A 12560-nucleotide genomic window follows, 5' to 3' on the forward strand; every position below is an offset into this window, starting at 1 on the left:
GGCTTTTTTTATTCATCGTAGGAAAGGACAGCACGGGCGAGTACCTTTGCTGCGATAGGCATTGCTTTTTCGTTGATATCAAACTTCGGGTGGTGATGAGGATACGTGTCTTCGCTGTTTTCCGGCATGGCGCCTGTGTAAAAGAAGGTTCCAGGGACATGCTGAAGGTAGTAAGCAAAATCTTCTCCGCCCATTTGGGTTTCGGCTTCTATTACTTCTGTGACACCATCTGTTTGTTTTGCGATGTCAGCAATAAATTCAGTTGGCTTTGGATGATTTTTGACAGCAGGGTATCCTCTCACATATTCATATGTGTAGCTTGCATCATGCATGTCGCACACCCCTTTTACGACCTGTTCAATTTCTCGTTCGATGGTGTGTCGTGCACTCTCTTCAAAGGATCGTGCAGTACCAGTTAAAACTGCAGAATCTGCAATGACGTTAAAAGCATTCTCTGCCACAAAACCCCCAACAGATACAACAGCAGAATCAACTGGATTGACTTTACGGGCAACGACTTGCTGCAAGTTTGCGACGATTTGTGAACCGATGAGTACAGCATCTTTCGTTAAGTGAGGTTGGGCACCGTGTCCGCCTTTTCCCTGAACTCGGATAGAGAAGCGGTCGGCAGCTGCCATAAAGTTCCCGCTTTTATAAAGAACCGTGCCACAAGGCTCTGGAGACCAAAGGTGCGTCCCGAATATGACATCGACACCGTCTAAGCAGCCGTCTTCGATCATTGGTTTTGCACCGCCTGGCGCATATTCTTCTGCGTGCTGATGAATGAGGACGATTTTCCCTTTTAATTGATCACGGTGCTCATTCAAAATTTTCGCTAAGACAAGTAGTGTCGCTGTGTGCCCATCGTGTCCGCAGGCATGCATCACACCGGGCTTTGTCGATTTGTAAGGCACTTCCTTTTCATCATGGATAGGAAGTGCATCGAAATCAGCCCTGAGGGCAATCGTCGGCCCCGAAGAAGCTCCTTCGATAAAGGCGAGTACACCATGGCCGCCCACCTGTGTACGTGTTGGTATATGTAATCTGTCATAGTAGCTGGCGATGAAAGCGGCTGTTTCTACTTCCTGGAAAGAAAGTTCAGGATTCATGTGTAGAGTGCGTCTAATTTCAACCATTTCCTCATAATGTTCATCAAGATGTTCATTGATGCTTTTTTGTAAAGTGGATATTGTCATTGATTTGAAAACCTCCTTCATGCTCTTTTACTGATTGTATGGTAATTGTTAGAATCTTTCAACAGAAGAGGATGTCGTTTGCGCATCAAAAGGTCATTTTACATAAAAGTCGAAGTTGCTATGAAGCGGGGAAAGGGAGGAATTGTATTGGGAAGCTGTCCAAATTGTTCGAAAACGTTTTCTTACGTTGAAAAGTTTCATTTATCACATACGAAAATGATGATGTGTCCAAGCTGTCGGCATCAAATCAAAGAAACCATTGTATCAAAAATGAGTTTTTTCATGATCTGTTTGATTCCGCTATTGGTGATGCTCATTCAATTGAAAGGGGCTTCACCTATGTTGAAGTGGCCGATCTTATTAGGATGGATCCTATTGAATTTATATGTAATTCAGCCGATCATTCATCGGTACGAGCTGACATCACGACGATAAAATGAAGAGCCCAGCGATTGGGCTTTTCAGCGTGTAGACAAACCCTCGCATTCGGTGTCAGGTCTGCGCTCCGGTGCTCACGAATAATCAATTCGCTCCACTCCGGTGCTCGTCCTTCCTAGACTGCAAAGGTTTTCTATCACGCTGAAAAGAAGACAAAGGGCTAAAATAAAGATCATTTTAGCCCTTTGTCAACAATCTGAAAAGCCCAGCGATTGGGCTTTTTTTCATGAAAAAAGAAGTGCTGAAAGCAGCACTTCCTTAATTGTCTGTAACGGCATGATAGGATGTGAGATAAGCAGGACGAGAGAAGATGGAGCCAGTATCATCGTTTGGCTGAAAGAAAGCTTCTGATTCTTGAAAGTCTTCAAATAAGTCCTCTGATTCCCAGAGTGTCATAATCAAATACACTTCTTCATCTTTTTTCGGTCTTAACACTCGAAGAGCCTTGAAGCCCCGCTGATGTTCTGAGATGTTCGTCTTCTTCTGAAAAGTAGATTCAAACAGTGCTCTACTTTCAAGCTTCACAGGGATATGATTCAAGGTGACGAAGCCAGAATGGACTAGCTCGCCTTTCGCATAAATCACATCATAGGCATGAGGGGCTTTAAAAACAGTCTCACCCTCCGTCTCATGGAAAAGAGCTGCTTGTTCTTTTCCGACCATATAAAGCAGATTCTCCTGATCGTGTTTTTTTGCGATTTTATGCAAGAAATCTGCTGTTCCATAAGTCATATAGACATTCATCTAAACCGCCTCCTGCTTGATAGTATAACAAAAGAATGATATATAATTCTTTGGTAGTCAATCCATAAAACATATTATGAAGCCATACATCCCATACTATCCGTATAAAGGAATGAGGTGACCTAATTTGAAGAAAAAGAAGATAATCATTCCATTAGTCATTGCAGGAAGTACAATCGTGCTTTCATTTATTGGCTATCTGACCATTTTATTTTTAGGACATTATGTCATAGATGAAAAGAAGCTTGTATTTCACGCTTCATCCCAAATCATTGATCAGAATGGAAAAGAACTCACAAGTATGTATTCAGAAAATCGGGACCCTGTGTCAATAAAGGATGTACCTGATAAAGTAGCAAAAGCCTTTGTGGCTGTTGAGGACAAGCGGTTTTATGAGCATCATGGAATTGATGCGCAGTCAATTTCAAGGGCGGTTTATCGAGATATATTAGCAGGTGGAAAGGTAGAGGGCGGCAGTACAATTACTCAGCAGCTCGCAAAAAATATTTTTCTCACAAATGACAAAACCTTTCTGCGAAAAACAAAAGAAGTCATCATTGCAATTAATTTAGAAAGAGATTATTCAAAGGATAAGCTGCTCGAAATGTATTTGAATCAGCTTTACTTCGGTCATGGCGTCTACGGTATCCAAGCAGCAGCCAATTATTACTTTAGTAAAGATGTGAAAGATTTAACGGTCAGCGAAGGGGCTACACTCGCTGCGATGCCAAAGGCGCCGTCTACTTACTCGCCTGTTTTACACCCTGATAAAAATAAACAAAGGCGGGACACGATTCTTAACTTAATGAATGAGCAAGGATATTTATCATCAACAGAAACAGTAGAAGCAAAAGGGAGAACACTAGGCATTCATTTGAAAAAGAAATCGGAAACGCCTTGGGTCGATAGCTATGTCGATCTCATCATTAAGGAAGCTGAATCAGAGTATGCCATTTCACATGAGCAATTGCTTCAAGGTGGTTATACCATTACAGTTCCGATCGATATGAATCTGCAAAAGGTCACCTACGATGCGATGAAAAACAACCGTTATTTCCCGGGAAAAAGCGGTTCTCCTGAAAGCAGTGCCATCTTTATTGATAATGAGTCTGGCGGAGTAAAAGCAGCAATCGGAGGACGAGAATATCAAGCGAGGGGCTATAACAGGGTGACTGCTGTTAGACAGCCTGGATCTGTTTTCAAGCCGATCGCGGTATATGGACCTGCGCTGCAGGAGAAAAAATTCCGACCTTATTCCCTGCTTGAAGACGAAGAAAAAAGCTATGAGGGTTATTCACCAAAGAATTACGATGGACAGTATGAAGGCAAGGTCACGATGGTGGAGGCCCTCATGAAAAGTAAGAATACAGCAGCGGTGTGGACATTAAGCCAGCTTGGTATTGATACTTCGAAAACATATCTCGAGAAAATGGGAATCGATATTTCGGATCAAGGACTTGCGATAGCCCTTGGCGGTTTAGAAAAAGGGGTTTCTCCACTTCAAATCGCGGGAGCTTTCCACACATTTGCCAACGAAGGCGTATATAAAAAGCCTTTCTTCATTCAGAAAATCACCAATGATGAAGGAGAAACGGTAGAGAAAAATCGCAGTAAGCCAGAACGAGTGTTCAGCGTGCAGAATGCTTGGAATATGACAAGAATGCTGCAGCAAGTCGTCAAAGGCGGAACAGCCCAGAGCGGTTCGTATGCTGGAGATTTAGCAGGTAAAACAGGCACGACCACATATTCAGGTGTGAAGGGTGCAACAAAAGATGCTTGGTTTGCCGGCTATACGCCAAGTACAACGGGTGCGATCTGGATGGGGTATGACAAAACCGATAACAGTCACTATTTAACTGGCGGAAGTCAATACCCAGTGCAGCTGTTTAAGGATATTTTAACGGCAGCCCAAATAACGAATGAAACGTTTAAAAAACCAGAGGGGATTAAAGAACTTCAAGCGCCAATTCATTTAGAAGGACTTTCTGGATTTGAAGCCCGCTATGTGTTTAAAATCAAAGGATTGTTTACATTAGAGCTGTCTTGGGACAAGCAGGAGGATAAACGCGTTGAATACCGCATCTATGAAAAGAGAAATGGAAGCGAAACGCTGATTGACTCAGTGACAGGCACAAATAGCTACACAATGCCGTATGCCAATGTGTTTTCAGATGCGGAGTATAAGGTGGTTCCATATAATACCCAAACGCAAGAAGAAGGAGAAGGCAGTCCATATGTCAAGCCAGAGGCTTTTGGACGTTAATATTCGGCGATTTTTTGAACAATGAGCCGGTTTAGTATACCGTGCCTTGAAAAAGCGGTATAGTAAAAGCAGTGTTTGAGCCTTATACAAAGAGAGTGTAAGGCGAAAGGTGGAATGAAAGGTAATGGGAAAAACGAAGGCTTTTAACGACACTTTCTTAAAGGCGTGCAAAGGGGAAAAAACAGACCATGTACCAGTTTGGTATATGAGGCAGGCAGGACGCTCACAGCCTGAATATCGTGCCCTTAAAGAAAAGTACGGGCTATTTGAAATTACGCATCAGCCAGAGCTATGTGCTTATGTAACACGACTTCCTGTAGAACAATATGGTGTAGATGCCGCGATTTTATATAAAGATATTATGACCCCGCTTCCAGCTATTGGAGTGGACGTTGAAATTAAAAATGGCATTGGACCTGTCATTGATTCACCGATTCGGTCAAAAGCAGATATCGAACGTCTTGGGGAACTTCATCCTGAAGAAGACCTGCCATATGTGCTCGATACGATTCAGCTTTTAACGAAAGAGCAGCTGAATGTACCGCTCATCGGTTTTGCTGGTGCACCATTTACGATGGCTAGCTATATGATTGAAGGCGGCCCGTCTAAAAACTATCATAAAACAAAAGCGCTAATGTACAGTGAGCCTGAGACATGGATGCTACTCATGAACAAATTAGCTGATATGACGATCACGTACATACGCGCGCAGGTAAAAGCAGGGGTCAGTGCATTTCAAATCTTCGACTCATGGGTGGGCGCTTTAAATGCAGCGGATTACCGGACATTCATTAAACCTGTCATGCAGCGAATTTTCACAGAGTTGAAGAGTGAAAATGTACCAATGATCATGTACGGAGTTGGTGCAAGCCATCTTGTGAAAGATTGGCATGACCTGCCGCTAGACGTCGTTGGACTTGATTGGCGAATGAGTGTAGACGAAGCGCGAAAAGAAGGGCTCACAAAAACGTTACAAGGAAATCTTGATCCAACGATCTTACTTTCTCCTTGGGAAGTCATTGAAGAAAGAGCAAAAGACATATTAGATCAAGGGATGAAATCAGATCACTTCATCTTTAACTTAGGTCATGGGGTATTTCCAGATGTTTCACCAGATACGTTAAAGAAGCTGACCGATTTTATTCACGACTATTCAGCTTCACATAAAAAATCATCCATCTAAACTATTTCAATTGATCTGAAGGAGTGTTGGTTGTGGAGAAAAAGAAAATGGGGCTTCTTGTCATGGCATATGGCACCCCATATAAAGAAGAAGACATTGAGCGTTATTATACACATATTCGTAGAGGCAGAAAGCCTGAGCCGGAAATGCTGCAAGATTTAAAGGATCGCTACAAGGCAATTGGCGGTATTTCTCCTTTATCAAAAATTACAGAGCAGCAGGCACATGGTTTGTGTGAGCACTTGAATGACATTCAAGACGACATTGAATTTCATGTGTACATTGGCTTAAAACATATCGAGCCTTTCATCGAGGATGCAGTTGCTGACATGCACAAGGACGGCATGACAGAAGCTGTGAGTATCGTTTTAGCGCCGCATTTCTCTACCTTTAGTGTGAAATCATATAACAAACGTGCACAAGATGAGGCAGACAAGCTCGGCAATCTACAGATTACGTCTGTTGAAAGCTGGTACGATGAGCCAAAGTTTGTGGACTATTGGGTGAAGCAAGTGAAGGATACGTATGCATCAATGAGTCAAGAGGAAAGAGATTCCGCGGTACTTATTGTGTCTGCACACAGCCTTCCTGAAAAAATTATTGCAGCAGGAGATCCATATCCTGATCAGCTCGCACAATCTGCCAAAATGATTGCAGAAGGTGCGGGAATTGAACACTATGAAATTGGCTGGCAAAGTGAAGGCAATACGCCGGATCCATGGCTTGGACCAGACGTACAAGACTTAACGCGGGACTTATTTGAACAAAAAGGCTATCAAACATTCGTGTATGTGCCTGTTGGTTTTGTCGCTGATCATCTTGAAGTGTTATACGACAACGATTATGAATGTAAAGTCGTGACAGATGAAATTGGTGCAGCCTACTATCGTCCAGAAATGCCAAATGCGAAACCAGCATTTATTGATGCTCTGGCAACAGTCGTATTAAAGAAGCTTGACGAAAGCAAGTAATCATATAAAAGAAGGCGATCCTATGCATGACAATCAAAAACACCTTGTCATCATTGGCGGTGGCATCACTGGTTTAGCCGCCGCCTTCTATTTGGAAAAGGAAGTCGAAGAAAAAGGTCTTCCGATTCAAATATCACTTATTGAAGCGAGCCCTAGGCTAGGTGGAAAAATACAAACATTATATAAAGACGGCTACATCATTGAACGTGGACCTGATTCATTTTTAGAAAGAAAGGTCAGTGGGCCGCAGCTGGCAAAGGATGTCGGTCTGACCGATCAGCTCGTCAATAATGAAACTGGGCAAGCGTATGTACTAGTCAATGAAAAGCTTCACCCGATGCCAAAGGGTGCTGTTATGGGGATTCCAACTCAAATCAGCCCATTTATTACAACTGGTCTTTTTTCAGTTGCGGGAAAAGCAAGAGCAGCGATGGATTTCGTGTTGCCAAAAAGCAAGCAGACCGAAGATCAGTCGCTTGGTGAATTTTTTAGAAGACGTGTGGGTGATGAGGTCGTTGAGAATTTAATCGAGCCTCTTCTATCAGGTATTTATGCGGGTGACATTGATCGCCTCAGCTTAATGTCTACCTTCCCGCAATTTTATCAAACAGAACAGCAGCATCGCAGTTTGATTCTTGGGATGAAAAAATCACAGCAGCATGCGAAAGCGCAGCAAGTGACTGCGAAAAAACAAGGGCAGTTCCAAACGATCAATCAAGGATTGCAGTCGCTTGTGGAAGCAGTAGAAAGTAAGCTCAAGCTGACAACGGTGTATAAAGGGACAAAAGTAAAACAGATTGAAAAAACGGATGGGGGCTATGGCTTGCAATTAGACAGCGGTCAAACGCTTTTTGCCGATTCAGCCATTGTCACGACTCCGCATCAATCGATTTATTCCATGTTTCCTAAAGAAGCAGGGCTAGAGTATTTGCATGACATGACCTCTACTTCTGTTGCAACAGTAGCACTCGGTTTTAAAGAAGAGGATGTTCATAATGAATATGACGGCACTGGTTTTGTCATCTCAAGAAACAGTGATTTCTCTATTACGGCCTGTACATGGACAAACAAAAAATGGCCGCATACCGCTCCGAAAGGAAAAACGCTATTGCGTGCGTACGTCGGAAAAGCTGGTGACGAATCGATTGTCGAGCAGTCAGACAGTCAAATCGTCAGCATCGTGCTGGAAGATTTAAAGAAAATCATGGATATTAAAGCAGATCCAGAATTGACGACAGTGACTCGCTGGAAGACAAGTATGCCGCAATATCACGTCGGTCATCAGAAAGCTATTTCGAACATGCGAGAAACGTTTAAGCAATCATATCCTGGTGTTTATATCACAGGTGCCGCTTTTGAAGGTGTCGGAATCCCTGATTGTATTGATCAAGGAAAAGCTGCCATCTCAGAGGCTTTATCGTACCTATTTTCATAAAAAACGACTCCCTTTTCTGTCATGGAAAGGGAGTTTTTCATGATCGAATCATTCAAAAAGAGTGGGGAATCATAAATGTGAACAAAGTTGTTGCATCTGGGGAAAAGGATATGGTATATTACTTTCTGTACTTAATGACCAAAACGTTCAAATAGTCATTTCGGGAGTGAGATCATGAGTGTTGATAGGAGACAAATGATTTTAGATGGTGCGACGAAGGCATTTACTCAATTCGGGTATAAAGCGACCACAATGGACCTTGTGGCAAAGATTGCCAACGTCGGAAAAGGAACCATTTATACATTTTTCAAAAACAAAGAAGAGTTGTTTGATGAAATTTTCACATCCCTTTTACTAGAGATGAGGAAAATTGCGGATGAGGCAATTGATGAGAAGAATAGTTTCTCTGAAAACCTTCACTTAGCACTCTTTGCAATTTTAGAATTTCGAAAAAACCACCAGCTCACAATTAAGATTTTTCAGGAAAATGCAGAGCTTGGCACGTCAGCGGTCAAGGAAATGATCGAAAAAATGGAGCAGATGATCATTCGCTATATCAAAATGAAAGTACAAGAAGCGATGGATAAAGGCGACATTAAGCCTTGTGATCCTGAATTGACTGCATTTGTGATGGTGAAACTATATATTGCACTGATTTTTGATTGGGAAAAGCGATACGAGCCTTTAACAAAAGAAGAGGTAGCCGAATCGCTGGAGCTTTATGTCTTAAAAGGACTATCTGCAACAACATAATTTTTTTTGAGTTCAAATGACCAAATTTTATATTTAGTCATTCATCTATGGGAGGAAAACAGCAATGAATTTAATTCGGAATCAATGGAAGGACATTGTAACGAGCAAAAAACTACTGATCCCGATTTTAGCTGTCTTATTTATTCCGCTGATTTACAGCGGTGTATTTTTAAAAGCGTACTGGGACCCTTATGGTACAGTTGATCAATTGCCTGTAGCGGTTGTCAACTTGGATGAGGGCAGTCATTATGACGGGAAAACCCTTCAAGTCGGCGATGATTTAGTAAAGGAATTAAAGAAAAACGATAATTTCAAATGGAACTTTGTCGATAGTCATGAAAAGGCTATAAAAGGATTAAATAACGAGGACTATTACCTCGTGGTGGAAATACCAAAGAATTTCTCGAAAAATGCAAGTACAGTGCTAGATAAACATCCGAAAAAATCGAATCTGAAATATTATACGAATCCAGGCGCCAACTATGCGGCGTCACAAATTGCGAATAATGCCATTATCAAATTAAAAGATTCAGTTTCAAAAGAAGTCACAAAAAATTACGCCGAGGTCATCTTTGATAACTTCAAAACGATTGCAAAAGGATTAGATCAAGCAAGCGATGGTGCGAAGAAAATTGATGACGGAACAAAAAGCGCAAAAGATGGCAGTACAAAGTTAAAAGACAACTTAGCCAAATTGGCTGAAGGTACGTTAACCTATAGCGAAGGTGTTCATCAGTTCGCAGGGAAAATGGGTGAACTGAACACAGGCATACAGTCTCTAGACAGTGGGCTTGGTCAGCTCTTAACAGGCTATCAAACCATTGATCAGAAATTTGGAGAGCTTGGTTCAGGAATTGATACATTAACCGAAGGATTAAACACAAGCAAAGAAGGACATCAGCAACTCGCTTCTAAAATGCCGCAATTCACAGCAGGCATTGAGCAGTTAAACAACAAAGCCCAATCCTTTTCAGAAAAAATTGCAGCAGTAGAAAAAGTCTTGTCGTCACCAGAGTTAGCGAATCTTGAAAAGATGGCGCCTAAACTTGATCAGGTGAAAAAAGACGCAAAAACGTTCAGTACAAAACTTGCTTCATTAAAAGAAGCATTATCAAATCGAGATGCTAAAGTAAAAAGCATTATCCAAAACAGCTCCATGACAGATGAAGAGAAAAAGGCGGCAATGGATCAGCTGAACAGTCTGCCTAAAATCGAACTGCCTGATCTGTCTGGACTCGAACAAAGCTTAGCGGCCTTGCAGGAACTGCCTGATGCAAGTGAGGTTCAACAAGCAGTTGCATCTGCAAAAGCGCAGCTGCAGCAAGTCAAACAGCTGCCAGAGAAAACAGAACAGCTGTACACGTCTACAGTTGCGATACAAAATGCGATCGATCAAATGACATCTGGTACGAATAAATTGTATCAAGGTGCACTGAAGCTTCAAACAGGTCAAGGTCAATTACAAGATGGCCTGCAAACAGCAAATGGAAAGCTTGATACGGCGAAAAGCGGAGCGGATAAGCTTGCAAATGGATCAAGTCAGCTTAGCGCAGCGTTAAATAAGCTGGAAAGTGGTTCAACAAATATCCAAAGCAATACATCTAAGCTTGCCGAAGGCTCAAAATCGCTTGATAAAGGATTGGGAGATTTAAAAAGCGGTACAGGTAAGCTGTCCAATAAATTGAAAAGCGCTGCTGATGAAACAGGTGAAATTGATGCAAATCAAGACAATTACAATATGATTGCAAGCCCTGTTAAAACAGAAAACGATACAGCGAAAAAGATTGATAATTATGGAACAGGGCTCACGCCTTATATTTTATCCATGGGACTCTTTGTTGGGGCTCTAATGCTCACCGTTGTATTCCCAATGAAAGACCCTGCTGGACGCCCTAGAAATGCGTTTGAATGGTTTGTCAGCAAATATAGCGTGCTTCTTCTTGTCGGTATCCTTCAAGCAGTCATTGCAAGTACGATGCTCATCTTTGGGCTTGGTCTTGAGGTGGAAAGCCTCTGGCGCTTCTATCTCTTTGCGATCGTCGTCAGTCTGACATTCTTAGCGATTATTCAGCTGCTAGCCACAACAATGGGGAACCCAGGACGCTTCATTGCCGTCATTATCTTAGTTCTTCAGCTCGCAGCAAGTGCTGGTACATTCCCGCTTGAGCTTGTGCCGAAGTTCTTCCAAATCATTCATAGTCTGCTTCCAATGACGTATACAATCAATGGATTTAGAACGATCATTGCAAGCGGTGATGACAGCTATTTATGGCACCAAGCAGCGATTCTCGGTACAGTTGCGATCATCATGATGGCGGCAACAACTGCATACTTTGCTTGGAACGTAAGAAAAATGAAACAAGACGAAGCTTAATCAATGAATCCTTTCTCTTGATAGAGGAAGGATTTTTGATTTGAAATTAGACATCTTGAACCCGAAGCGATATATTTTAAGGAGAGATGCTATAAAAGGCATACATGGAAGGAATTGCTTTCACACAAAGGAGGAAATGCCGAATGACTACTGAAGTAAACGAAACCGTTCAGCTGATTCAAAAGCTCGTATCGATCCCAAGTCCGTCAGGGAATACAGAAAAGGTGATCGGCTTTGTTGAACGCTTTTTACAAGATGTAAATATTGAGACAAAACGAAATCGTAAGGGCGGCTTAATTGCCACTATTAAAGGAACTGATGACGAGGAACACCGCATGCTGACAGCACATGTCGATACGCTCGGTGCGATGGTAAAGGAAATTAAATCAAATGGACGGCTTCGTCTTGCACTCATTGGAGGCTTTCAATATAACTCAATTGAAGGCGAATATTGTGAAATTGAAACAGCAACAGGTCATACATACACAGGTACTATTCTTATGCATCAAACGTCCGTTCATGTCTATGCGGATGCTGGAAAAGCAAAATGAAACCAAGAAAATATGGAGATTCGTCTCGATGAAAAGGTGAAAAATGCAGACGATGTCAAAGCACTTGGGATTCAAGTAGGGGACTTTATCTCATTTGATCCTAGAGTGGAAGTGACGTCATCAGGCTTTATTAAATCAAGACACCTTGATGACAAGGCAAGTGTAGCGCTTTTGCTGCGACTCATCCACCGTATTCAAAAGGAAAATATCACACTGCCGCATACGACGCACTTCTTAATTTCTAATAATGAAGAGATTGGTTACGGTGGAAACTCCAATATTCCAGAAGAAACGGTGGAATATCTCGCTGTTGATATGGGAGCGATCGGCGATGGTCAATCAACAGATGAATATAGCGTGTCTATTTGTGTGAAGGACTCAAGCGGTCCTTATCATTATGGATTACGCAAGCATTTAGCCGCATTGGCAGAAGAGAACAACATAGATTACCGTCTAGATATTTACCCTTATTACGGCTCTGATGCATCAGCAGCGATTCGAGCAGGTCATGATATCATTCATGGACTGATTGGACCGGGGATAGATTCCTCGCATGCTTTTGAACGAACACATGAAGATTCCCTTGTCCATACAGCGAATCTTCTTTATCACTACGTGCAATCATCCTTAATCACAGCATAAAAAAAAGAAC

At 42.1% G+C, this 12560-nt stretch carries 9 protein-coding genes and 1 pseudogene; 8 read left to right on the forward strand and 2 right to left on the reverse strand.

Going from position 1 to position 12560, the window contains the following annotated elements:
- Positions 1-8: 8 nt before the first annotated feature.
- Entirely contained in the window at positions 9-1196 is a 1188-nt protein-coding gene (locus MHI33_RS05595; RefSeq protein WP_340909743.1) for a M20 family metallopeptidase, read from the reverse strand.
- 282 nt (positions 1197-1478) lie between these two features.
- Here MHI33_RS05595 and MHI33_RS05600 point away from each other — a divergent pair, with 282 nt between their 5' ends.
- The gene (locus MHI33_RS05600) at positions 1479-1631 is read left to right on the forward strand and encodes a hypothetical protein (RefSeq protein WP_223252843.1); all 153 of its coding nucleotides are present in this window, start codon (positions 1479-1481) and stop codon (positions 1629-1631) included.
- A 261-nt stretch (positions 1632-1892) separates the two neighbouring features.
- Here MHI33_RS05600 and MHI33_RS05605 read toward each other — a convergent pair whose 3' ends face one another.
- The gene (locus tag MHI33_RS05605) at positions 1893-2378 is read right to left on the reverse strand and encodes an antibiotic biosynthesis monooxygenase family protein (protein ID WP_044140691.1); all 486 of its coding nucleotides are present in this window, start codon (positions 2376-2378) and stop codon (positions 1893-1895) included.
- 127 nt (positions 2379-2505) lie between these two features.
- Here MHI33_RS05605 and MHI33_RS05610 point away from each other — a divergent pair, with 127 nt between their 5' ends.
- The 7 genes and pseudogenes from MHI33_RS05610 to MHI33_RS05640 all read left to right on the forward strand — a co-directional run bounded on the left by MHI33_RS05610 (position 2506) and on the right by MHI33_RS05640 (position 12550).
- Positions 2506-4641, forward strand: coding sequence for a transglycosylase domain-containing protein (locus MHI33_RS05610; protein ID WP_106067167.1), 2136 nt, complete (start codon positions 2506-2508; stop codon positions 4639-4641).
- A gap of 124 nt (positions 4642-4765) precedes the next feature.
- Complete coding sequence (hemE, locus tag MHI33_RS05615) at positions 4766-5824, forward strand: uroporphyrinogen decarboxylase (protein WP_065098924.1); 1059 nt, start codon at positions 4766-4768, stop codon at positions 5822-5824.
- Positions 5825-5856: 32 nt separating this feature from the next.
- Positions 5857-6795, forward strand: a complete 939-nt coding sequence (gene hemH / locus MHI33_RS05620) for a ferrochelatase (protein ID WP_050945387.1) — start codon at positions 5857-5859, stop codon at positions 6793-6795.
- A gap of 22 nt (positions 6796-6817) precedes the next feature.
- Complete coding sequence (gene hemY / locus MHI33_RS05625) at positions 6818-8230, forward strand: protoporphyrinogen oxidase (protein WP_065098923.1); 1413 nt, start codon at positions 6818-6820, stop codon at positions 8228-8230.
- Between the two features lie 174 nt (positions 8231-8404).
- Positions 8405-8983, forward strand: coding sequence for a TetR/AcrR family transcriptional regulator (locus tag MHI33_RS05630; RefSeq protein ID WP_065098922.1), 579 nt, complete (start codon positions 8405-8407; stop codon positions 8981-8983).
- Between the two features lie 64 nt (positions 8984-9047).
- The gene (locus MHI33_RS05635; RefSeq protein WP_065098921.1) at positions 9048-11357 is read left to right on the forward strand and encodes a YhgE/Pip domain-containing protein; all 2310 of its coding nucleotides are present in this window, start codon (positions 9048-9050) and stop codon (positions 11355-11357) included.
- A 143-nt stretch (positions 11358-11500) separates the two neighbouring features.
- Positions 11501-12550, forward strand: a pseudogene (locus MHI33_RS05640) (M42 family metallopeptidase).
- Positions 12551-12560: the final 10 nt, after the last annotated feature.

This window comes from Bacillus sp. FSL K6-2971 (assembly GCF_038006405.1).
GTDB classification, from domain to species: domain Bacteria; phylum Bacillota; class Bacilli; order Bacillales; family Bacillaceae; genus Bacillus; species Bacillus pumilus.